Origin of the sequence: Burkholderia sp. CCA53, from assembly GCF_001685525.1 — a bacterium.
Taxonomy (GTDB): domain Bacteria; phylum Pseudomonadota; class Gammaproteobacteria; order Burkholderiales; family Burkholderiaceae; genus Burkholderia; species Burkholderia multivorans.
Window position 1 is genome coordinate 641571 of sequence record NZ_BDDJ01000002.1, and the last position, 20916, is coordinate 662486.

The 20916-nt window shown below is 67.9% G+C and carries 21 protein-coding genes; 13 read left to right on the forward strand and 8 right to left on the reverse strand.

The window, feature by feature from the left end; all coding sequences use genetic code 11:
- Nucleotides 1-51: 51 nt before the first annotated feature.
- The 3 genes from BCR55_RS19385 to catC are packed head-to-tail and all read left to right on the forward strand — an operon-like array spanning nt 52 to nt 2447.
- Nucleotides 52-1185 (forward strand): muconate/chloromuconate family cycloisomerase, encoded by a 1134-nt coding sequence (locus tag BCR55_RS19385; RefSeq protein ID WP_065495494.1) that lies wholly within the window; start codon nt 52-54, stop codon nt 1183-1185.
- A 31-nt stretch (nt 1186-1216) separates the two neighbouring features.
- Complete coding sequence (gene catA / locus BCR55_RS19390) at nt 1217-2119, forward strand: catechol 1,2-dioxygenase (protein ID WP_065495496.1); 903 nt, start codon at nt 1217-1219, stop codon at nt 2117-2119.
- Nucleotides 2120-2156: 37 nt separating this feature from the next.
- Nucleotides 2157-2447, forward strand: a complete 291-nt coding sequence (gene catC / locus BCR55_RS19395; RefSeq protein ID WP_006398002.1) for a muconolactone Delta-isomerase — start codon at nt 2157-2159, stop codon at nt 2445-2447.
- A 177-nt stretch (nt 2448-2624) separates the two neighbouring features.
- On the opposite strand, the gene BCR55_RS19400 is transcribed toward catC, so the two are convergent.
- Nucleotides 2625-3404 (reverse strand): NAD(P)H-dependent oxidoreductase, encoded by a 780-nt coding sequence (locus BCR55_RS19400; RefSeq protein ID WP_065495498.1) that lies wholly within the window; start codon nt 3402-3404, stop codon nt 2625-2627.
- An 87-nt stretch (nt 3405-3491) separates the two neighbouring features.
- Here BCR55_RS19400 and BCR55_RS19405 point away from each other — a divergent pair, with 87 nt between their 5' ends.
- Together BCR55_RS19405 and BCR55_RS19410 are read left to right on the forward strand one after the other, a co-directional pair.
- Nucleotides 3492-4385, forward strand: a complete 894-nt coding sequence (locus BCR55_RS19405) for a LysR family transcriptional regulator (protein ID WP_065495500.1) — start codon at nt 3492-3494, stop codon at nt 4383-4385.
- Nucleotides 4386-4505: 120 nt separating this feature from the next.
- Nucleotides 4506-4910, forward strand: coding sequence for a DUF2471 family protein (locus BCR55_RS19410; protein ID WP_006404227.1), 405 nt, complete (start codon nt 4506-4508; stop codon nt 4908-4910).
- 22 nt (nt 4911-4932) lie between these two features.
- On the opposite strand, the gene BCR55_RS19415 is transcribed toward BCR55_RS19410, so the two are convergent.
- Entirely contained in the window at nt 4933-6966 is a 2034-nt protein-coding gene (locus BCR55_RS19415; RefSeq protein ID WP_065495504.1) for an NADPH-dependent 2,4-dienoyl-CoA reductase, read from the reverse strand.
- Between the two features lie 75 nt (nt 6967-7041).
- Here BCR55_RS19415 and BCR55_RS19420 point away from each other — a divergent pair, with 75 nt between their 5' ends.
- Nucleotides 7042-8124 carry an AraC family transcriptional regulator gene (locus BCR55_RS19420; protein ID WP_006404229.1) on the forward strand — a complete coding sequence of 361 codons (1083 nt, stop codon included), beginning with the start codon at nt 7042-7044 and terminating at the stop codon, nt 8122-8124.
- Nucleotides 8125-8153: 29 nt separating this feature from the next.
- Nucleotides 8154-8504, forward strand: a complete 351-nt coding sequence (locus BCR55_RS19425) for a hypothetical protein (RefSeq protein ID WP_244104624.1) — start codon at nt 8154-8156, stop codon at nt 8502-8504.
- Nucleotides 8505-8508: 4 nt separating this feature from the next.
- On the opposite strand, the gene BCR55_RS19430 is transcribed toward BCR55_RS19425, so the two are convergent.
- From BCR55_RS19430 to BCR55_RS19445, 4 genes are all read right to left on the reverse strand, one after another.
- Nucleotides 8509-9624 (reverse strand): branched-chain amino acid ABC transporter substrate-binding protein, encoded by a 1116-nt coding sequence (locus BCR55_RS19430; RefSeq protein ID WP_065495507.1) that lies wholly within the window; start codon nt 9622-9624, stop codon nt 8509-8511.
- Nucleotides 9625-9839: 215 nt separating this feature from the next.
- Nucleotides 9840-10298 carry an aconitase X swivel domain-containing protein gene (locus BCR55_RS19435; RefSeq protein ID WP_006404232.1) on the reverse strand — a complete coding sequence of 153 codons (459 nt, stop codon included), beginning with the start codon at nt 10296-10298 and terminating at the stop codon, nt 9840-9842.
- Nucleotides 10291-11538, reverse strand: coding sequence for an aconitase X (locus BCR55_RS19440; RefSeq protein ID WP_053297876.1), 1248 nt, complete (start codon nt 11536-11538; stop codon nt 10291-10293). The genes BCR55_RS19435 and BCR55_RS19440 overlap by 8 nt, the downstream gene beginning before the upstream one ends.
- A 341-nt stretch (nt 11539-11879) precedes the next feature.
- Nucleotides 11880-12308: a MarR family winged helix-turn-helix transcriptional regulator gene (locus BCR55_RS19445; protein WP_006411373.1), complete on the reverse strand. Its 429-nt coding sequence runs from the start codon at nt 12306-12308 to the stop codon at nt 11880-11882.
- A gap of 104 nt (nt 12309-12412) precedes the next feature.
- Here BCR55_RS19445 and BCR55_RS19450 point away from each other — a divergent pair, with 104 nt between their 5' ends.
- From BCR55_RS19450 to BCR55_RS19470, 5 genes are all read left to right on the forward strand, one after another.
- Nucleotides 12413-13333, forward strand: coding sequence for a LysR family transcriptional regulator (locus tag BCR55_RS19450; RefSeq protein ID WP_006404235.1), 921 nt, complete (start codon nt 12413-12415; stop codon nt 13331-13333).
- A gap of 106 nt (nt 13334-13439) precedes the next feature.
- Nucleotides 13440-13871, forward strand: a complete 432-nt coding sequence (locus BCR55_RS19455) for a MarR family winged helix-turn-helix transcriptional regulator (RefSeq protein ID WP_006404236.1) — start codon at nt 13440-13442, stop codon at nt 13869-13871.
- Nucleotides 13872-13960: 89 nt separating this feature from the next.
- Nucleotides 13961-15052, forward strand: a complete 1092-nt coding sequence (locus BCR55_RS19460) for an HlyD family secretion protein (protein ID WP_006404237.1) — start codon at nt 13961-13963, stop codon at nt 15050-15052.
- A 13-nt stretch (nt 15053-15065) separates the two neighbouring features.
- Nucleotides 15066-16640, forward strand: coding sequence for a DHA2 family efflux MFS transporter permease subunit (locus BCR55_RS19465; protein WP_006404238.1), 1575 nt, complete (start codon nt 15066-15068; stop codon nt 16638-16640).
- Between the two features lie 10 nt (nt 16641-16650).
- A complete protein-coding gene (locus BCR55_RS19470) occupies nt 16651-18081 on the forward strand; it encodes an efflux transporter outer membrane subunit (protein ID WP_065496670.1) in 1431 nt (476 codons plus the stop codon).
- A gap of 104 nt (nt 18082-18185) precedes the next feature.
- On the opposite strand, the gene BCR55_RS19475 is transcribed toward BCR55_RS19470, so the two are convergent.
- Nucleotides 18186-18809: a LysE family transporter gene (locus tag BCR55_RS19475; protein ID WP_053297880.1), complete on the reverse strand. Its 624-nt coding sequence runs from the start codon at nt 18807-18809 to the stop codon at nt 18186-18188.
- A 112-nt stretch (nt 18810-18921) separates the two neighbouring features.
- Nucleotides 18922-19383 (reverse strand): TIGR02594 family protein, encoded by a 462-nt coding sequence (locus tag BCR55_RS19480; protein ID WP_083211851.1) that lies wholly within the window; start codon nt 19381-19383, stop codon nt 18922-18924.
- A gap of 224 nt (nt 19384-19607) precedes the next feature.
- On the opposite strand from BCR55_RS19480, the gene BCR55_RS19485 reads away from it, so the two are divergent.
- Nucleotides 19608-20903: an MFS transporter gene (locus tag BCR55_RS19485; protein WP_006404243.1), complete on the forward strand. Its 1296-nt coding sequence runs from the start codon at nt 19608-19610 to the stop codon at nt 20901-20903.
- Nucleotides 20904-20916: the final 13 nt, after the last annotated feature.

Sequence of the window (20916 nt, forward strand, 5' to 3'; positions counted from 1 at the left end):
GGACGCGGCCCGGCGCGTATTCCTACCATGTGCACCGACAGGAGGAATCGCATGATAGCAACAGCCGCCACGATCGAAAGCGTCGAGACGCTGCTGGTCGACGTACCGACGATCCGGCCCCACAAACTCTCGGTCGCGACGATGAACTGCCAGACGCTCGTTCTGGTCCGCATACGATGCACGGACGGTATCGAAGGCGTCGGCGAAGCGACGACGATCGGCGGGCTCGCGTACGGTGAGGAGAGCCCGGAAAGCATCAAGATCAACATCGATACGTATTTCGCGCCGCTGCTGCGCGGGATGGACGCGACGCGTCCGGGCGCCGCGATGGCGCGCGCCCGCAAGCTGTTCCAGGGCAATCGCTTCGCGAAATGCGCGCTCGAGACGGCGCTGTTCGATGCGCAGGCGCGCCGCGTCGGCGTGCCGCTGTCCGAGTTGTTCGGCGGCCGCGTGACCGATGCGGTCGACGTCGCATGGACGCTCGCGAGCGGCGACACGAAGCGCGACATCGCAGAGGCCGAAGCGATGCTCGATGCGCGTCGCCACCGCGCGTTCAAGCTCAAGATCGGGTCGAACGCGGTCGACGACGACGTCGCGCACGTGATCGCGATCAAGCGCGCGCTCGGCGAGCGCGGCGACGTGCGCGTCGACGTGAACCAGGCATGGACGGAAACCGATGCGATCCGCGCCTGCGCGCGCCTCGCGGACGCGGGCGTGAGCCTCGTCGAACAGCCGATCGCCGCGAGCAACCGGACGGGCCTGCAACGGCTCACGCAACTCGCACACGTGCCGATCATGGCCGACGAGGCGCTGCACGGCCCGATCGACGCGTTCGCGCTCGCGCAAACACGCGCGGCCGACGTGTTCGCCGTGAAGATCGCGCAGTCGGGCGGGCTGCAAGGCGCCGCGCAGGTCGCGGCGATCGCGTCGGCCGCCGGCATCGATTTGTACGGCGGCACGATGCTCGAAGGCGCGGCCGGCACGATCGCCTCCGCGCAACTGTTCAGCACGTTCGCTTCGCTGAAATGGGGCACCGAGCTGTTCGGCCCGCTGCTGCTGACCGAGGAAATCCTCGTCGAACCGCTGCGCTACGAGGACTTCAAGCTGCATCTGCCGGCGACGCCGGGCCTCGGCATCGCGTTCGACTGGGCGCGCATCGAGCGGATGCGGCGCACCGCCCGCTGATTCCATACGACAACCGAAACCGGAGACAGAGATGACCCGACAAGAAATCGACGCCCTGCTGAAGACCTTCGACGACGCCGCGGAAAAGCCCGGCAATCCGCGCGTGCGCGCGATCGTGAACCGCATCGTCAAGGACCTGTGCTACACGATCGAGGATTTCGACGTGCAGCCGAGCGAGTTCTGGACCGCGCTGAACTACCTGAACGAAGCCGGCCGCGAATTCGGGCTGATCGCCGCGGGCCTCGGCTTCGAGCGCTTCCTCGACGTGCGGATGGACGAGGCGGAGGCGAAGGCCGGCATCCGCGGCGGCACGCCGCGTACGATCGAAGGGCCGCTGTACGTCGCCGGTGCGCCGGAGTCGGTCGGCCATGCGCGCCTCGACGACGGCACCGATCCGGGCCAGACGCTCGTAATGCGCGGCCGCGTGCTCGGCAGCGACGGCGCGCCGATCGCGAACGCGCTCGTCGAGGTCTGGCATGCGAACCATCTCGGCAACTACTCGTATTTCGATCAGTCGCAGCCGCCGTTCAACCTGCGCCGCTCGATCCGCACCGACGCCGAAGGCCGCTACAGCTTCCGCAGCGTGCTGCCGGTCGGCTACAGCGTGCCGCCGGGCAGCAAGACCGAGCTGCTGCTCGATCAGCTCGGCCGCCACGGCCACCGTCCTGCGCACATTCACTTCTTCGTTTCCGCGGACGGATACCGTAAGCTGACCACGCAGATCAACATCGAAGGCGATCCGCACATCTGGGACGACTTCGCGTTCGCGACGCGCGAGGGCCTGATTCCGAAGATCCGCCAGGCAGAAGGCGCGGAAGGCAAGCCGTACGGGATCGACGGCCCGTTCGCGCTGATCGACTTCGATTTCACGCTGGTCGGCGCGCGCGACAACGTGCCGACCACCGACGTCGAACGCGTGCGCGCGCACGTGTGACCGGCGTCGTCCCGCGAACCGACAAACGGAGCACAGGATGCTGTTTCATGTGGAAATGAAGGTCCGCCTGCCGGCGGATATGGACCCGGTCAAAGCCGCGACGCTGAAGGCCGAGGAAAAGGCGATGTGTCAGCGGCTGATGAACGAAGGCGTGTGGCGGCATCTGTGGCGGATCGCCGGACAGTACGCGAACGTCAGCATCTTCGACGTCGACAGCGTGCAGCAGCTGCACGACGTGCTGAGTCAGCTGCCGCTGTTTCCGTATATGGAGATGGAGGTACGCGCGCTGTGCCGCCATCCGTCGTCGGTGCGCGACGACGATCGGTAAGCGCGCGCGTGTCGCGGCCGTCGTTTGACGGCGGCACGCGGCACGGCAAAGGGCAAAGGGCGAACGGCAACGGCGGCCTGCGAAAACGCGCGGGTCGTTCGTGCCGTTTTTGCGTCGTGCGGCGCGCGTATCGCGCTCGTGCATGGCGCGCTACGCGTGCAGCGCGCGATGCACGCGCTACGCCGCCAGATGCGCGGCAAAGCCGACCTTCCCGGGCGCGATGTCCGGCTTCAGCGTCAGCGCCGGGATCTCGTAGTCGCCCGCGTTTTGCCGGCGATACGGAATCGGCGGTGTCGTGGCGAGTTCGTCCAGACGCTTGCCGAGCGCGACGCGCGTTTCCGCGAAACGCGCGTCGTCCATCCGGTGCGTCTGATAGATGACGAACGGCGGCAACACATCGAAGCCCGGGTAATAGAGGATGCCGTGCTGGATCGGAAACAGCACGTCGTCGATCGGCCCGTTGATCCCGCGCGCGCTGTAGTGCGATTCCCATCCGCCGGTCGTGACGATCAGCATCGCGCGCTTGCCGGCGAGCGAGCCTTCGCCGTAGCGATCGCCCCAGTGCCGGTCGGAATGCTCGCCGACGCCATATGCGAAGCCGTACGCATACACGCGCTCGACCCACCCTTTCATGATCGCCGGCATCGAGAACCACCACAGCGGGAACTGCAGGATCACCGTATCGGCCCATTTCAGCTTGTCCTGCTCGCGCGCGATGTCTTCGCGCTGCGTGCCGGTCTCGTATGCGCGCTTCGAGTCGAGCGCCGGATCGAAGCGCGCGTCGTGCGAGTGGTCGATCATGTCGTTTGCGTCGAGCGCGGGCTTCCAGTTCATCGCATACAGGTCGCTCACCTGCACCGTATGCCCGGCCGCTTCCAGACGCGCCACGGCAAAATCGCGCAATGCGCCGTTCAGCGAACGCGGCTCGGGATGTGCATAGACGATCAGCACGTTCATGTTCGGTCCTCCGTCGGTTGAATTGGCTGCAGGATGCCGATCGCACCGGTATATTGGAAATGAATTTCCGATATTCCAGGTATAGCCATGACTAATTTGAAGCGACTCGACCTGAACCTGCTCGTGACGCTCGACGTGCTGCTCGCCGAACTCAACGTGACGCGCGCGGCCGAGAAGCTCAACCTCTCGCAGCCGTCGGTCAGCGTGCATCTGCAGAAGCTGCGCGATACGTTCGGCGATCCGCTGCTGCTGCCGGGGCCGCGCGGCATGCGGCCGACCGCGCGCGCGGAAGCGCTGCGCGAGCCGCTGCGCGACGCGCTCGAGGCGGTCGAACGCGCGGTGCTGCCCGCGACGCCGTTCGATCCGTCGACCGCGACGCACACGTGGCGCGTCGCCGCGACCGACTACGGCGAATCGACGATCGTGCTGCCCGCGCTGCATGCGCTGCGCACGGCCGCGCCCGGCACGCGGCTCGCGATCGTCGAGCTCGTGCCGCCGCGCATCGAGCAGGCGGCCGCGCGCAACGACATCGACCTCGCCTTCCATACGACCGAAGGATCGCCGCCCGGCATGCGCCGGCTGCCGCTGTTCGTCGAGCGCTACGTGCTCGTCGGCCGCGCCGGTCATCCGAAACTGAAACGTCGCCCGACGCTCGCGCAGTTCAATGCGCTCGAGCATGTGATCGTGTCGCCGGACGGCGGCGGCTTCTTCGGCGTGACCGACGAGGCGCTCGCGAAGGTCGGCGCAACGCGGCGCGTCGTGTTGTCCGTTCCGCATTTCCTGTTCGTGATGTCGGTGCTCGCGAGCACCGATCTCGTCGCGATGCTGCCCGAGCGGCTCGTGCGCGATACGCCTGCGCTGCGCGTCGTCGACGCGCCGATCGACGTGCCCGGCTACGAAATGTCGATGCTGTGGCACGAGCGTGTGCATCGCGATCCGGCGCATCGGTGGCTGCGCGAATCGATCGCCGCCGCGGTCTAGCGAACAGGATCGCGTCCGGGGCTTGAAACGGCGCGAGACACTGTATATATTTACAGTGCTTTTGCACCATTTGACCCGAATTCCGTCATCCCGCGACGGACGGACCTTTGTGAGGCGACCATGTTCCAGTCATCCGCATTCGATCCCGAGCAACCCGGCTTCAATCCTGTCCAGTTCGAGCGCGCCGCGCAGCGCGCGGTCGCCGATCTGCAGCGCGCGGTGGCCGGCCCCGCGCAGCGCGCGCTCGGCCTGCGGCGGCGCAGCCATCCCGCTGCGGAGCGCACGATGAGCTGGCGTGCGCTGCTCGACGTCGAAGCGCTCGCGTTCTCGAACGCGGGGTTCGTGAGCCGCAACGATCCGGCGATCGTCGACGCGTTCATCCGGCTGTGCGACAGCCGGCTCGTGCCGGCCGACATCGACGAGCCGGTCGACTGGCGCCGCGACGACGACGATCTGCCGGCCGTCTATCTGATCGTCCGCGCGATGCTCGAAGCGGAAGCGGCGGAGCAGGCCGAAGCGGCGTGAGCGTGCGAAGCGCGAGCCGGCCTTACAGCCGCGCGGCGAGCCGCGCGCCCTGGTCGATCGCGCGCTTTGCATCGAGTTCGGCGGCGCGGTCCGCGCCGCCGATCACGTGCACCGAACGCCCCGCCGCCTGCAGCGGCGCGAGCAGCGCGCGCTGCGGTTCCTGGCCGGTGCAGAGCACGATCGTGTCGGCTTCGATCAATTCGTGCCCGGTGCGCTGCTCGCCGTACGAGACGTGCAGCCCGCGCGCATCGATCCGTTCGTAGTTCACGCCGCCGATCATCTTCACCTGCTTCATCTTCAGCGTCGCGCGGTGGATCCAGCCGGTCGTCTTGCCGAGCCCCTTGCCGAGCGGCGCGGGCTTGCGCTGCAACAGCGTGACGTCGCGCGCCGGCGGCGACACCTTGGCGCGCGTGATGCCGCCGCGCGTCGCGGCCGGGTCGGTCACGCCCCACTCGGCTTTCCATTCGTCGAGATCGAGCGCCGGCGACGGTCCGTCCTGCACGAGAAATTCCGCGACGTCGAAGCCGATCCCGCCCGCACCGATCACTGCGACACGCGGGCCGACCGGCCGCGCGCCCGTCAGCACGTCGATATAGCCGAGCACGTTCGGCCCGTCCTGCCCCGGAATCTTCGGATCGCGCGGCGATACGCCGGTCGCGAGCACGATCTCGTCGTAGCCGCCCGCGATCAGGTCGCTCGCCTCGACGCGCCGGTTCAGATGCAGCGCGACGCCGGTCAGCTCGATCTGGCGGCCGAAATAGCGCAGCGCTTCGTGAAACTCTTCCTTGCCCGGAATCCGCTTCGCGAGGTTGAACTGCCCGCCGATTTCCGCCGCGCCGTCGAACAGGTCGACGCGATGGCCGCGCTGCGCGAGCACGGTCGCGCAGGCGAGCCCGGCCGGCCCGGCGCCGACCACCGCGATACGCTTCGGCTGCGTGGCGCGCGCATATTGCAGCTCGGTCTCGTGACACGCGCGCGGATTCAGCAGGCACGAGGCGATCCGGTTCCTGAACGCATGATCGAGGCAGGCCTGATTGCAGCCGATGCACGTGTTGATCTCGTCCGCGCGGCCCTGCGCCGCCTTGACGACGAATTCCGGATCCGCGAGCAGCGGGCGCGCCACCGAGACCATGTCCGCGCAGCCGTCGGCGAGAATCCGTTCGGCGACTTCGGGCCGGTTGATCCGGTTCGTCGTGACGAGCGGAATGCCGACCTCCCCCTTCATCTTCTGCGTGACCCATGCGAACGCGCCGCGCGGCACCGACGTCGCGATCGTCGGCACGCGCGCCTCGTGCCAGCCGATGCCCGTATTGAGGATCGTCGCGCCCGCGCGCTCGACCGCCTTCGCGAGCTGCACGGTCTCGCGCCAGTCGCTGCCGTCCGGAATCAGGTCGAGCATCGACAGCCGGTAGATCAGGATGAAATCGCGGCCGACCGCTTCGCGCGTGCGCTCGACGATCTCGATCGGCAGCCGGATCCGGTTTTCGTAGGCACCGCCCCACGCGTCGGTGCGCTTGTTCGTATGCATCGAGATGAACTGATTGATCAGGTAGCCTTCGGAGCCCATGATCTCGACGCCGTCGTAGCCCGCTTCGCGCGCGAGCTGCGCGCAGCGGACGAACGCGCGGATCTGCCGCTCGATGCCGCGGGCGCTCAGCTCGCGCGGCGCGAACGGCGAGATCGGCGACTTGATCTTCGACGGCGCAACCGCGAACGGGTGATAGCCGTAACGGCCCGTATGCAGGATCTGCAGCGCGATCTTGCCGTCCTCCGCGTGGACCGCGCGCGTGATCGCGCGATGGCGCCGCGCGGCGGCCGACGTCATCAGCGTGCCGCCGAACGGCTTGGTCCAGCCGGCCACGTTCGGCGCGAAGCCGCCCGTCACGATCAGTCCGACGCCGCCGCGCGCCCGCTCCGCGAAATAGTCGGCGAGCCGCGGCAGCGTCTTGCGGCTGTCTTCGAGGCCCGTATGCATCGAACCCATCAGTACACGATTCTTCAGCGTCGTGAAGCCGAGATCGAGCGGTGCGAGCAGATGCGGGAAAGGTGTCGTCATGATGGTCGGAGCGATACGCGATGAGCGTCATCGTAGGCGCGCGCCGCGTTGAACGTGAGGGGACAAACAGCCATAATGCTTGTCATTTCCGGCCAATATCCAATGAGCACACCGTCCCGCAAGGATCGCCTCGGGCTGCGCCGCCCGACGATTCCCGTCGCCTATCCGCGTCTGCTGCTGCAGGCGCTCGCCGCGCGCGGCATCGACGCGGCCGCCGTGCGCGCGGGCACCGGTCTGCGCGACACGGTACTGGCCGAGCCGGACGCGCGCGTCGCGCCGGCGCAATGGGGGCGGCTCGTGCTGAACGCGATCGACATCGGCGGCGATCGCGGCATCGGCCTCGCGTTCGGGCTGCTGCTGAAACCGACCGTGCATGGCTTTCTCGGCTATGCGACGCTGACCGCGCCGGACATCCGCACGGCGCTGCACGTGACGCAGCGCTACTTCCGGATGCGCAACCGCCAGTATCGGCTGAGCTATGCGGAAGACGAACGCGGCGCGACGCTCGAGCTGCACGGCGTACAGGCGAACCCCGTGCTGCAGCATCATGTGATGTTCGAGTTCGTGCTGACCGGGCTCGCGCAGAACATCGCGCAATGGGCGGGCCGCACGTCGCCGGCGATCGCGCTGCGCTTCGCATGGCCGGAGCCCGATTATTTCGCGCGCTACCGCGACCGGCTGCCGCCGGTCGAATTCGAATGCGCGGCCAACGCGCTGTGGGTCGCGCGCGACGTGCTCGACTGGCCGCTGCCGTTCGCGGACGAAGTCGCCCATCGGCAGGCGCTGGTACAGGTCGAACGCGAATATGCGCAGGTGCGTCACGACGAAGGCGATTTCGTCGAGCGCGTGCGCGCCGAACTGGCGCGCACGACAGGCGGTTATCCGGACCCGGAGGCGCTCGCGCACACGCTGCTCGTCTCGACGCGCACGCTGCGCCGCCGGCTCGAGGAGGCCGGCTCGAGCTATCGGCAACTGCTCGACGAAGCACGCTTTCGCGACGCGAAGCAACTGCTCGCGGCCTCGGACCTCGATCTGAAAACGATCGCCGAGCGGCTGCAGTTCACCGACCCCGCGAATTTCACGCGCGCGTTCCGGCGTTGGGCCGGGCAGACGCCGAGCGCCTATCGGCAAGCGGCGGCGGATGTGCGGCGCGCGTGATGTGCGGAATGCGCAGCGCAGATGCGCGCATGCGCAATCTGACCGACGGCTCCATCTATCTCGTTCGCCCCGCGCGCATCCAGAGCGCGCGCTCCGACCTCACGGTAACGATCGGCGCACCGATCGCGTTCGCATTCGTCATCGGCATCATGTCGGTCGTACAACGCAGCACCGACGGCATGCTTGCCGTGTTTGCGTGGTGCGCAGCCGCCACGATCGGCCTGTATGGGCTCAGCACAGTCCTGCGTTTGCTGTTCGGGTTCGCCCTGTGGCCCGATATCCGCCGGCTCGAGCCGCCCGGCGGGAGGCGCGAGGTCGGCGCGGCAAAGGCCGCGCTGACGCTCGCGCCCGAAGAGGCAGCGCGTATCCGTTTCCTCTGACGCGTCAGCGCACCGGCACCATCTGCCCGTCCTCGAACGTGAACACGGTCGTCGGCGCGTTCAGCAGCTCGCCGCGCGCCGTGAACGCGTATGTCCCGGCCACGCCTTCATGCGAAGCCGAACGCAGCGCTTCGATCAGTTTCGCGGGATCGGTCGTCTGCGCGGATGCCATCGTTTTCGCGAGCAGCAGCATGCCGTCGTAGTACGTGATGCCGTATGTCTGCGGCTCGCTCTTGAAGCGCGCACGGTATCGCGCAACGTAGTCCCGGCCGGCCTCGGTCCTGTCGAGCCCCGCGCCGCTCATCGCGCAGAACACGTTGCGCGATGCCGTCTGCGCGACGGTGCCCATGTTGGCCGAGCAGATCCCGTCGCCGCCGAGCAGCCGCGCGCGCACGCCGCGCTGGACCATCTGCCTGGCCATCGGCGCGGCCTGCGCGGTATAGCCGCCGAAGAAGATCACGTCCGGGTTCTTTCCCTTGATCGTCGCGAGGATCGCGAGGAAATCGGTCGCCTGCGAATGCGTGAACTCGCGCGCGACGACCTGCAGCCCGAGCGACTTCGCCTTCGCGATGAACTGCTCGGCGAGCCCCTGCCCGTAGGCGGTGCGGTCGTCGATCACGGCGGCGGTCTTCGCGCCGAGCTTCCCTGCCGCAAACGCGGCCATCGACGCGCCGAGCACCGAATCGCTCGCGCCCGTGCGAAACACGTTGTCGTAGCCGAGCGCGGTCAGCTGCGGGTTCGACGCGACCGTCAGCATCGGCACGCGCGCGGCGTTCGTCAGCCGTGCGACCGGAATCGCGACGCCCGAATTCTCGGGGCCGAAGAACGCGGCCGGCTGACGATCGAGCAGACGCTGCGCGACCTGCACGCCGGTGCGCGGATCGGCCTGGTCGTCCTCGGCGACGATCCGGAATCGGACCGGCTGTCCGTCGACCGTAATCGGCGTGCGGTTCAGCGTCTCGACCGCGAGCCTCAGCCCGTTCTCGTCGTCCTTCCCGCTCACCGCTTGCGGGCCCGTCAGCGGACCGGAAAAAGCGATCGTGACGATGCGTTCCGCGTGTGCGGCGCCGATCGTGAATCCGCCCAGCGCCAGCACGGCAATCATGCATTTCAGCTTCATGGAGTCTCCTCGACGATGGCTCGCGATACGCGAGCCGGGATGGGCCGGGCGCGGCGGTGTCAACCGTCTGGCGGCCGGCGGGTGAAGGACACCGGGGCGGACGTGCAGCTCTTCTTCGGCGCACTATCCGTTGTCCTTAATATCAGGAACGCAATTAAGACTTGGCGCGTACGCGACGCTGTCGCCCATGCGCTCGCCGGGACGAGCGCGCGCGGCTACAGCAGGATGCGTGCGCCGCCGTCGCCGTCGTTCGCTTCGATTCGTACCGGTCCCGATGCACGCGCGATCCTGTCGTACACGGGCGCCGAGACACAGACGACCGGCACGGCCATCGCATACAGCTCCGCCGCGACGATCGCGCCGATCGAGATGATCAGGTCGCGCTCGCTCAGCACGATGCCGACGGGGCCCGTGCCGTTGCGGATCGCTTCGGCGAGCACGCTGCTGCTCGAGCTCGAGCCTTTCGCATGCGCCATCACCATGATCCGCCCGGCGAGGCTCGCGCCGACGAGCGGATGCCCGCGATCGACGATGCGTCCCGCGACCGAGTCGTAGCCGCCCCAGAAGCTCAGCGGCTTGGGCAGCACGATCGTCTCCGCATACGCGCGGCCGGGCACGAGCGTGTCGCCCGTCAGCGCGGTGCCGGCCGCGCCGGCGTGATGGATCTCAGTCATCGAATCGCACCTTTCCTTCGAATGCCGATCGCACGCACTCGCTCATGCTGCCGTACGCGACCGTGACGCCGATGTTCGCCGGCGCATACGATGCCCATTTCCCCGAATTCGTCATCACGAGCCCCGACAGCTGCTTCATCACGGGCGTGATGTACGTGCACGTGTCGACGACGATCTGCACGCCGCGCGCCGCGAACTTGTCGGCGAGGCCGAGTTCGCCGAGCTCCCACAGGATGAAGCGACTCGTGTTCACGTAGATATCGCATGCCGGCTTGCCGTCGAAGCGGTCGAGCAGCGCGTCGAGCGTGCGGAATTCCGCGAGCGAAAAGTGCGGCGTGCCGAGCGCGACCGCGACGAGCGCGTCGCCTTCCGCGCCATGATTCAGCGTGCGCCGGATCTCGGCGAGATCGGCCATCGACACGTCGATCGTCTGCCGCGGCGCGCGGCCGTGCAGCGCGGCGTCGAGCGTCGGCGCCTCGGGCGTCACGCCGACCGCATGGAACAGCGCGACCGCACCGCTCGACGCGGCGGCGGCACCGAGCGCCTTCAGTTCGTCCTCGGTCGTATCGGCCGGCAATCCGACGATCACGGGCACCGTCGCACCGGCGACCTTGCCGACCAGCAAGCCGAGCGCCGCAAAATGAACGTCCCGCGACGGCAGACGGCCGAAGTCGGGCGCGTTGAACACGATCTGCCCGGCACGGTTCGCTTCGACGTGCAGCCCCGCATACGGCGCGCGCCCGGTGATCGCGGCCGCCAGATCGAGAAAGTCGCCGTAGCGGCTCGTGCGCGCGCCGAGCACCGAGTTCGCGAACACGATCGCGTTCGATTCGGCCCAGGCAATCTGCTCGCCCAACGCCGGGCGGTGCTTCAGCTGATACGGCGCGCACGTGAAGCTCGATTCGCAGCCGAGCTGCAGATGCGCGTCCATCAGGCGCTGCGCGTCGCGCTCGATCGTACGGTCGCCGCGGTACAGCTCGGGATGGATCAGGTCGAGCGAGCCGACGTTCAGCGTGGTCGGCACCGCGACGCGCGCACCCGTCGCGACGAAATAGTCGACGAAGTCGAGACTCGTCTGCCCGTGATACAGACAGCCGTCGATATGCGCGCACGTGATGTCGATCAGGTGCGGCGCGGACATCACCTGCGCGGTACGCGCGACGATCCGCATCGCGCGCGCGACGCCTTCGCCGAATTCGCCGCGCAACATCGCGTCGTCGCGCTCGCTCAACTGCAACATGGGTTGCTCCTCGTGACCCGCCCGGCCGCCATCGGCCGGTGAAGTGCGTGGAGCGACTGTACAACTGGAAATAAAATATGTCCAGATAGTCGACGGAAACCGTCATCCCGAAACCAATTTCGCATTTTTCTTGCACAGATGGCGCTACAAAACCAATTCCGCGCGTCAATTGGATACAACTACGTACCACTTAGACGTGATGTGGCTCGTACTCGACCCGGTTTCGCGCGCGGGGCTCCGCAGGACCGCTGCGGATCGCGGGCCGATCGCCAAGGAAAGGGGAATGGATCGCGGCGGCGACAGCCGGCCGCCGCCACCGTGCGGGAATGGACGACTGCAACTCAGCGCTTGCCGGTCAGCTGCAGCAGTTCGTCGCGCAGCGCCTGCGCCCGCTGCTCGCCAAACGCGGATTCGAATTCGCGCTGCGCGGCCTGCCACGCGCGCTTCGCCTGACCGAACGCACGCACGCCCTGCTTCGTCAGATTCAGCACGTGCGCACGCGGATCGTGATCGGACGGCGCCGACGCGACGAGCCCGTCGCGCTGCAGCGGCTTCAGCGCGCGCAGCAGCGTCGTGCGGTCCATCACCAGCGTATCGGCGAGCTCGCTCATCAGCACGTCGGGCCGCCGCGACAGGATCGCGATGATCGAGAACTGCGCGGGCGTCACGCCCGCCGCGCTCAGATGGCGTTCATAAATTTGCGTGACAAATCGCGTCGCCTGCCGAAGCGCGAAGCAGTTGCACGCACCGATCGTCTCGATGTCGTCCATGCCGGCAAATGTATATGTGCATATGCATAAAGTCAATGTACACTCGACCGATCATCCCGCCGGTCGCGCGCGTCCGGCGCCCGCGACCGCCCGAGGAGACGGACATGGACTACATCGACAAGCTGCGGATCTTCCGGTCGGTCGTCGAGCTGCGCAGCTTCACGCGCGCGGCCGACATGCATGGCCTCGCGCGCCCGGTCGTGTCGCGCGCGATCGCCGAACTCGAAGCGCGGTTCGGCGGCCGCTTGCTGCATCGGACCACGCGCCAGGTGTCGCTGACCGAAACGGCCGAACGCATCTACGAGCGCTGCGCCGCCGTGCTCGACGAGCTGGACGCGCTCGAAGCCGAAGCGCAGACGCAGACGCGCGAGCCCGACGGCCTGCTGCGGCTCGTCGCGCACACGACCGCCGCGCTGAATCAGTTCGTGCCGTTGATCGCGGGCTTCAAGGCTGCGCATCCGAAAGTGCGTATCGACGTCACGTTGACCGAGCGGCCCGTCGATCTGGTCGGCGAGGGCTACGACATCGGCATCGTCGCTCCCTACATGCTGAGCTCCGACACGACGATCGTGCGGCTCATCGCGCGGATACCGTTCGTGATCGTCGCGACGCCCGCGTACCTGCGCGCGCATGGGAACCCCACGACGCCGGCCGATCTCGCCGACCATCCGTTCGTGCCGCTGTCGCCGTCGCTGCGCCGCCCGGCGCTGTCGTTCCGCGTCGACGGCGACGTGCTGACCCTTCCGCTGCGCTTCGACATTTCGTCGAACAGCCCCGTGTTCAACCGCGAGATGGTGATGCACGGTTTCGGCATTGGCATCGTGCCGAGAACGCTGGTCGAAACCGAGCTCGCGTCGGGCGCGCTCGTACAGCTGCTCGACGATGCCGACCTCGTCGATGGGTGCGTCGAGCTGAAGCTGGCGTACGCGAACCGATCGCTGCTGCCGGCGAAGGTCAAGGCGTTCATCGACTATGCGAGCGCGATGTGCGACCGCGAAGGCTGGATCGCGCCCGTCGCGGCATAGCGCCGGTTCGCGCACTTCGCTTGCCCGCCGATTGGTACGCAGGACGCACCAATCTGATCGCGCGGCCGTCATCGCTCCGCGTGCGCAGACTGCTTAAAGTGTGCACATGCACACGACGACGCTCACCGACGACGATTGTTTCGCGATCCGGCAGGCCGCACGCCGGATCTCGCAGTTCTACGAGCGCCATCTCGCGCATGCTGGCGTTACGCCGTCGCAGTACAGCATTCTGGCGCTGCTGCGCGAACGGCCGGGCCTGACGATGGCGGCGCTGTCGGCCGAGCTGGTCATCGAGCGTACCGCGCTGCTGCGCGCGCTCAGGCCACTCGTCGGCGCCGCGCTCGTCGCCGGGCATACCGAACCGGGCGGACGCCGGCAGACCTTCTCGCTCACTGCGTGCGGCGAAACGAAGATCGCCGAAGCGCATGCGCACTGGCTCGCCGCGCAGCAGGCATTCGAGCGGCGTTTCGGGGCACGGCAGGCCGCCCACCTGCGCGGCGAGCTGTTCCGGATCGCGCACAACCTGCCGGCGCGCTGACGTACTGCATATCCGTCGCGCGCAGGCGTTTTCCCGATCGACGCACCGCCGTCGGTCGCCTTGATTAGTGCATATACATAGGTGAATCGATGGACACGACTCAAACCGCTGCCGCCCGCGAAGCGGCCACGGCCGAACCGCCCGCGAAGCAGCGCCGCCGCGTACGCTGGATGCGCATCGCCCTGATCGCCGTCGTCGTCGCGGTCGGCGCGGCCGCACTCGACTGGCTGTTCGTGCTGCGTTTCCAGGAAAGCACCGACGACGCGTATGTCGGCGGCGACGTGACGGTGCTTGCGCCGAAGGTCGCCGGCTTCGTCGACCGGATCCTCGTGACCGACAACCAGCGCGTGAAAGCCGGCGACGTCCTCGTGCAGCTCGACGCGCGCGACTACGCGGCGAAGCTCGCGCAGGCGAGCGCCGAAGTCGACGCGGCGCACTCGGCCGTGGCCGAGCTCGAAGCGAAGCAGCAGCTGCAAGACGCGGTGATCGGCCAGCATGCGGCGGACAAGAACGCATCCTCGGCCGAGCTGACGCGCGCCGCGGCCGATCGCGTCCGCTATCGCGAACTCGTGAAGGCCGACGCGGTGTCGAATCAGCTCGTCGAGCGCGCCGACGCCGACTACGCGAAAGCGCACGCGGCCGTCGAACGCAGCGATGCGGCGCTGCTCGCGTCGAAGCGCGAGCTCGACGTGCTCGGCGCACAGCTGGCCGATGCGCGCGCCCGCGTGAACACGGCGCTCGCCGCGCAGCGCGTTGCCGCATTGAACGTCGAATACACGACGATCCGTGCACCGGTCGACGGCTACGTCGGCAACCGCACCGGCCGCGTCGGAATGCTGGCGAACGTCGGCGTGCCGCTGCTGACGATCGTCCCTGCGTCCGGCTTGTGGATCGACGCGAACTTCAAGGAGGACCAGCTGCGCAAGATGCGCGCGGGCGATCGCGTCGACGTGTCGCTCGATGCGTCGGGCGCGCGGCTGCACGGGCGCGTCGACAGCGTCGCGCCCGCGACCGGCGCGACGTTCAGCGTGCTGCCGCCCGAAAATGCGACGGGCAACTTCACGAAGATCGTGCAGCGCGTGCCGGTGCGCGTCCATCTCGATCCGCAGCCCGGGCTCGAGCAGGTGCTGCGTCCGGGGCTGTCCGCGGTCGTGACCGTGCACACCGACCACGCGCACTGAACGGGAGACGACGATGACCACCGCGTTTTCCGGCGACCCCGCGTCGCAACCGACGAAGCAGCGCGTGTTCGCATTCGCGCTGATGTGCGTCGGCTTCTTCATGGCGACGCTCGACATCCAGATCGTCGCGTCGTCGCTGCGCGACATCGGCGGCGGACTGTCGGCCAGCCAGGACGAACTGTCGTGGGTGCAGACGGCCTATCTGATCGCCGAAATCATCGTGATCCCGATGTCGGGCTGGCTGTCGAAGGTGATGTCGACACGCTGGCTGTTCGTCGCGTCTGCCGTCGGCTTCACGATCACGAGCATGCTGTGCGGGCTCGCGTGGGACATCAATTCGATGATCCTGTTTCGCGGGCTGCAGGGCGCGCTCGGCGCCGCAATGATTCCGACCGTGTTCACGACCGCGTTCGTGCTGTTTCCCGGCAGGCAGCGGCTGATCGCGTCGACGACGATCGGCGCGCTCGCGTCGCTCGCACCGGCGATCGGCCCCGTGATCGGCGGCTGGATCACCGATCGATGGTCGTGGCACTGGCTGTTCTATCTGAATCTCGTGCCGGGGATCCTGGTCGCGGTGCTGGTGCCGCGCTACGTGCGCATCGACGAGCCCGATCCCGGTCTCGTCAAGCGCGGCGACTATCTCGGGATCGTGCTGATGTCGGGCTTTCTCGGCTGCCTCGAATACGTGCTCGAGGAAGGCCCGCGCAAGAACTGGTTCGGCGATCACGTCATCGTTGCATGCGCATGGATCGCCGGCATCTGCGGCTTCCTGTTCGTCGTGCACGCGCTGACCGCCGAGGATCCGGTCGTCGACCTGCGTGCGCTTGCCGTGCGCAACTTCGGCATCGGCAGCCTGCTGTCGTTCGTCACCGGCATCGGCATCTTCGTGACCGTATTCCTGACGCCGCTGTTTCTCGCCCAGGTGCGCGCATTCAGCTCGCTGCAGATCGGCATCGCGCTGCTGTCGGTCGGCGCGTTCCAGCTGCTCGCGCTCTGCGCATACGCGTTCGCGGCCCGCTACTTCAGCCTGCGCTCGCTGCTCGTGTTCGGGCTCGTGTGTTTCGGCATCGGCTGCTATCTGTACACGCCGATCACGCACGACTGGGGCTGGCAGGAACTGCTGCTGCCGCAGGCGCTGCGCGGCATCGGTCAGCAGTTCAGCGTGCCGCCGATCGTGACGATGGCGCTCGGCTCGCTGCCGCCGTCGCGGCTGAAATCCGCCAGCGGGCTGTTCAACCTGATGCGCAATCTCGGCGGTGCGATCGGCATCGCGGTCAGCGCGACGATGCTCAACGACCGGCTGAACTTCCATTACCTGCGGCTCAACGAGCACGTGAGCGCGGGCGTGCCGCAGGTCGCGTCGCTGCTCGACGGGCGCACCGCGTACTGGGCGTCGGTCGCCGGCAACACGGTCGATGCCGCGCAGGCCGCGCTCGCCAACCTGCATCGGCTGATCTACCGCGAAGCGTTGACGCTCACGTATGCCGATGCGTACTACGCACTGTCGCTCTGTTTCGTCGTCGCGCTGGTCGCGGTCGTCTTCTCTCAACCCATCTCGCTGAACGCGCCGCCGCCGGATGCGCACTGAGGTCGTCATCATGAAACAGCTCATTGTCGCGCTCGCCGTCAGCGCGTTCGCCGCCGGTTGTGCGGTACAGCCGGCGCAGCACGCGACGCTGCCCGACGCGGTCGGCGGGCTCGCGCCTGCTACGTGGGACACCGCCGTTCCAGCCGCCACGAGCGACGCGGCAACGTGGTGGGCACAGTTCCGCGACCCGACGCTCGACCGGCTGATCGCGACCGTGCTCGACGCCAACCTCGATCTGCAGGCCGCCGCCGAACGCGTGAAGCAGGCGCAGGCGCTGACCGCAAGCAAGCGCGCGGCGCTGCTGCCCGAACTCGACGCCACGGCGCATGCATCCGACGCGCGCCAGAACGTTCCGCCGCCGCTCGGCTACGTGCGGCAGGCCGGCGCCGGGCTCGCACTGAGCTGGTCGCCCGACGTGTTCGGCGGCGAACGGCTCGACCTGCTCGCCGCGCGCGCGGAACTCGTCGGGCAGACGCACGCGGAAGATGCGATGCGACTCGCGCTGGCGGCCGACGCGGCATCCGCGTACGTCGATCTGCGCTGGGCGCAGCAGGAACTGAAGCTGCTGCAGGACAACGCGGCGATCCGGCAGCGTGCGCTCGAACTGACACGCAAGCGGCAGGCGTTCGGGCTGTCGACGGAGCTCGACGTCACGCGCGCGAAGAATCAGCTCGACGCGCTCGAAGCGCGGATCGCGCCGACGCGTGCGCAGATCGCGCATCAGCTGAACCTGATCGCCGTGTATTCGGGCCGCACGCCGGAATCGATCGATCGGCTCGTGCTCGCCGAGTCCGCGCCGATTCCCGCGCCGCCGGCCGGCGCACCGGTCACGCTGCCGTCGCAGGCGCTGCTGCGCCGCCCCGACGTGCTGACCGCCTACGCGCAGGTCGAACGGCGGGCGGCGCAAGTCGGCGTCGCGAAAGCCGAGCGGTATCCGAAGTTCTCGCTGAATCTGGCGGACGGCGTGCTCGCCGCGTCGTATCTCGGGCTGCCGACGCTCGCCGACAACCTGTTCAGCGCCGCGCTGAGCGCGACGAGCCCGATCTTCGATGCCGGCCGCATCGCAGCCGACATCGCACAAAGCGAAAGCCGGTTGCGCGAATCCGAACTCGCGCTGCGGCAGACGATGCTGCAGGCCTTGCGCGAAGTCGAGGATGCGCGCGCGAGCCTCGTCGCGACCGACGCGGCGTCGCAGCAGCTCGCCGGCGCGCTCGCCGCGTCCGACCGTGCGCTCGCGCTCGCGACGCGACTGTACAAGGGCGGCGCGACGGATTTTCTCGACGTGTTGACCGCGCAGGAGGCGTATCTGCGCGACTCCGATTCGCTGAATCAGGCCGCACGCGAGCATGCGCTCGCGGCGATCGCGCTGTATCGATCGCTCGGCGGCGGATGGAGCAGGAACGATGCGGGGCAGGCAGCCGAGGCTGTCGCGAGCCAATGAGCGCGAACGCGATGCGCTACGGTGGGAGAACGTCGCCGAAGCGGCGAGAAGGCAATCATGGCGGTCATGGCCGCATGCGGCGGCCATGACTGACGGCGATACGCTTAGCGATCGAGCGCGAGCTTCGCGCCGAGGCCGAGCAGAATCGTGCCCATCACCGCATCGATCGGCTTGCGCAGTTTCGCGTAGCCGGTCTGCACGCGGTTCGTCGAGAACAGCAGCGCGACCGTGCAGAACCACGACAGCGACACGGCGACGACGACCGCCAGCGTCGCACCATGCACCCACGCGGGCGCATGCGCGGGCAGCAGCGTGACGAACAGACTGCCGAAGAACGCGGCGGCTTTCGGATTCGTCAGGCCGACCAGCAACCCTTTGCGGTATGCATGCACGCCGCCGCGCACGGCAGGCGCGCGCATGGCGTCGGCCGGCTGCGCCGACTGGCGCAGCCCCGACAACGACTTGATGCCGAGGTAGATCAGATACGCGGCGCCGGCGATCCGGATCGCCTCGTACAGCCACGCGAGCTTCGCGACGATCAGGCCGAGTCCGAAGATCGCCATCGCCGCCCATACCGCGTGCGACGACGCGATGCCGAGCGCGGCCAGCAAGCCGGCGCGGCGGTTGCCGAGCGCATGGGAAGACACGGCGATGAGGTCGGGGCCGGGGCTCACGCAGGCCAGCAGCATCACGCCGCCGACCGCGGCAAGTTGGGGAACGTAGCTCATGACGGTTCGGATCGGTACGGGTGGAAATGTCCACGGGAAACGGACGAATCGACCGACTGTAGCACGACGTGCCGCGCCGTGCCGACGCCGCGCTCGCCCGCGTGCGGCGCGTTCACTCGACGTGCGGCCAGCGATAGGCGATCACCGACGCGGCCGGATACGCGAGCTCGCGCACCGCGCCGAGCTGGTTGCCGCCGAACAGATGCACGTGCGCATCGTCGTGACGCAGATAGAAGCCGACATGGCCCTTCCAGCTCGTCGGGTCCTCACGCGTCAGCACCGCGATGCAGCCGTACACCGGCTGTGCGAGCGGCCGCCCCCACTCGAGCCACGAGCGCGCGAGCGCCGAGCCGGTGCCGCGCATGCCGGCGCGCGCCATGCACCAGTTGACGAACGACGAGCACCACGAAATCTTGTCGTCGTAGCCGACGAGGTTCGTGTGCCCGTTGTATTCGACGATGCGCGGATTCACGCGGCCAGGCGGAAACCGGCGCACGCCGCGCTCGGCGAGTGCGACGGCCATCCACGGCACGAGCGTGCCGTGCGGATGGTCGGTGGCGTTCGGTCGGATCACGTCGTCCTCGTCGAAGTGGCTGAGCGATAGCGCTCCATCTTCGCATAGGTGCATGAACGCCGCGCGCCGCCACAGCATTCGCCGAGGCGGCCGCGCATCGATTGATAACCGGCGAACATCAATCGTTCAGAAAATTGCACTTATCGTTTCTGCGACATCGCGCGAACATTCGCGAAAACAACAATCGACCGCCCTCCCTCCCCGCATTTTCCGGAGACATCCCGATGCATCCCTCGTCCAGTCTCTCGACCGGGCGCTCGAAGGCCGCTGCGGTCTTCCGCGTCACGGCCGGGAATTTTCTCGAGCAGTTCGATTTCTTTTTGTTCGGCTTTTACGCCACGCAGATCGCCAACGTGTTCTTTCCCGCCGCCAGCGAGTTCGCGTCGCTGATGATGACGTTCGCGGTGTTCGGCGCCGGCTTCCTGATGCGGCCGCTCGGCGCGATCGTGCTCGGCGCGTATATCGACGACGTCGGCCGTCGCAAGGGCCTGATCGTCACGCTGTCGATCATGGCGAGCGGCACGATCCTGATCGCGTTCGTGCCCGGCTACGCGACGATCGGCCTGCTCGCGCCCGCGCTCGTGCTGCTCGGGCGGCTGCTGCAGGGCTTCTCGGCCGGCGCGGAGCTCGGCGGCGTATCCGTCTATCTGGCCGAAATGGCCACGCCGGGCCGCAAGGGCTTCTTCACGAGCTGGCAGTCCGCGAGCCAACAGGTCGCGATCGTCGTCGCCGCGGCGCTCGGCTTCGCGCTGAATCGCTGGCTGAGCGCGGCCGACATCGCCGCGTGGGGCTGGCGCGTGCCGTTCTTCGTCGGCTGCATGATCGTGCCGTTCATCTTCATGCTGCGTCGCAAGCTCGAGGAAACGCAGGAATTCAGCGCGCGCCGCCATCGTCCGACGATGAAGGAAGTATTCGGCACGCTGGCTCAGAACTGGGCCGTCGTCGTGGCCGGCATGATGCTGGTCGCGATGACCACCGCGAGCTTCTATCTGATCACCGTGTATGCGCCGACGTTCGGCAAGACCGTCCTGCATCTGAGCACCGCCGACAGCCTGCTCGTGACGCTGTGCGTGGGCGTCTCGAACTTCGTGTGGCTGCCGATCGGCGGTGCGCTGTCGGACCGCATCGGCCGCCGCCCGCTGCTCGTCGCGATGACGGTGCTCGCGATCGCGACCGCCTATCCGGCGCTGTCGCTGCTCGCCCATGCGCCGACGTTCACGAACATGCTGCTCGTGCTGCTGTGGCTGTCGTTCATGTACGGCCTCTACAACGGCGCGATGATCGTCGCGCTCACCGAAGTGATGCCCGTGCAGGTGCGCGTGGCCGGCTTCTCGCTCGCGTACAGCCTCGCCACAGCCGTGTTCGGCGGCTTCACGCCGGCGATCTCGACCGCGCTGATCCACATGACGGGCGACAAGGCCGCGCCCGGCTACTGGATGAGCTTCGCCGCCGTGTGTGCGCTGCTCGCGACGTTCGCACTGTATCGCCGCCAGGCCGCGACGTTGACGCCCGCGCATTGACGGTCCGCTCGCC

What these genes read in the sequence shown, in the direction of transcription:
- BCR55_RS19455 (WP_006404236.1), top strand. Translation starts at nt 13,440, where the DNA reads ATGCACACGACGACGCTCACCGACGACGATTGTTTCGCGATCCGGCAG.
- BCR55_RS19440 (WP_053297876.1), bottom strand. Translation starts at nt 11,538, where the DNA reads ATGTTGCAGTTGAGCGAGCGCGACGACGCGATGTTGCGCGGCGAATTC.
- BCR55_RS19445 (WP_006411373.1), bottom strand. Translation starts at nt 12,308, where the DNA reads ATGGACGACATCGAGACGATCGGTGCGTGCAACTGCTTCGCGCTTCGG.
- BCR55_RS19475 (WP_053297880.1), bottom strand. Translation starts at nt 18,809, where the DNA reads ATGAGCTACGTTCCCCAACTTGCCGCGGTCGGCGGCGTGATGCTGCTG.
- catA (WP_065495496.1), top strand. Translation starts at nt 1,217, where the DNA reads ATGACCCGACAAGAAATCGACGCCCTGCTGAAGACCTTCGACGACGCC.
- BCR55_RS19485 (WP_006404243.1), top strand. Translation starts at nt 19,608, where the DNA reads ATGCATCCCTCGTCCAGTCTCTCGACCGGGCGCTCGAAGGCCGCTGCG.
- BCR55_RS19430 (WP_065495507.1), bottom strand. Translation starts at nt 9,624, where the DNA reads ATGAAGCTGAAATGCATGATTGCCGTGCTGGCGCTGGGCGGATTCACG.
- BCR55_RS19465 (WP_006404238.1), top strand. Translation starts at nt 15,066, where the DNA reads ATGACCACCGCGTTTTCCGGCGACCCCGCGTCGCAACCGACGAAGCAG.
- BCR55_RS19415 (WP_065495504.1), bottom strand. Translation starts at nt 6,966, where the DNA reads ATGACGACACCTTTCCCGCATCTGCTCGCACCGCTCGATCTCGGCTTC.
- BCR55_RS19435 (WP_006404232.1), bottom strand. Translation starts at nt 10,298, where the DNA reads ATGACTGAGATCCATCACGCCGGCGCGGCCGGCACCGCGCTGACGGGC.
- BCR55_RS19420 (WP_006404229.1), top strand. Translation starts at nt 7,042, where the DNA reads ATGCTTGTCATTTCCGGCCAATATCCAATGAGCACACCGTCCCGCAAG.
- BCR55_RS19425 (WP_244104624.1), top strand. Translation starts at nt 8,154, where the DNA reads ATGCGCAATCTGACCGACGGCTCCATCTATCTCGTTCGCCCCGCGCGC.
- BCR55_RS19400 (WP_065495498.1), bottom strand. Translation starts at nt 3,404, where the DNA reads ATGAACGTGCTGATCGTCTATGCACATCCCGAGCCGCGTTCGCTGAAC.
- BCR55_RS19470 (WP_065496670.1), top strand. Translation starts at nt 16,651, where the DNA reads ATGAAACAGCTCATTGTCGCGCTCGCCGTCAGCGCGTTCGCCGCCGGT.
- BCR55_RS19385 (WP_065495494.1), top strand. Translation starts at nt 52, where the DNA reads ATGATAGCAACAGCCGCCACGATCGAAAGCGTCGAGACGCTGCTGGTC.
- BCR55_RS19460 (WP_006404237.1), top strand. Translation starts at nt 13,961, where the DNA reads ATGGACACGACTCAAACCGCTGCCGCCCGCGAAGCGGCCACGGCCGAA.
- BCR55_RS19450 (WP_006404235.1), top strand. Translation starts at nt 12,413, where the DNA reads ATGGACTACATCGACAAGCTGCGGATCTTCCGGTCGGTCGTCGAGCTG.
- BCR55_RS19410 (WP_006404227.1), top strand. Translation starts at nt 4,506, where the DNA reads ATGTTCCAGTCATCCGCATTCGATCCCGAGCAACCCGGCTTCAATCCT.
- catC (WP_006398002.1), top strand. Translation starts at nt 2,157, where the DNA reads ATGCTGTTTCATGTGGAAATGAAGGTCCGCCTGCCGGCGGATATGGAC.
- BCR55_RS19405 (WP_065495500.1), top strand. Translation starts at nt 3,492, where the DNA reads ATGACTAATTTGAAGCGACTCGACCTGAACCTGCTCGTGACGCTCGAC.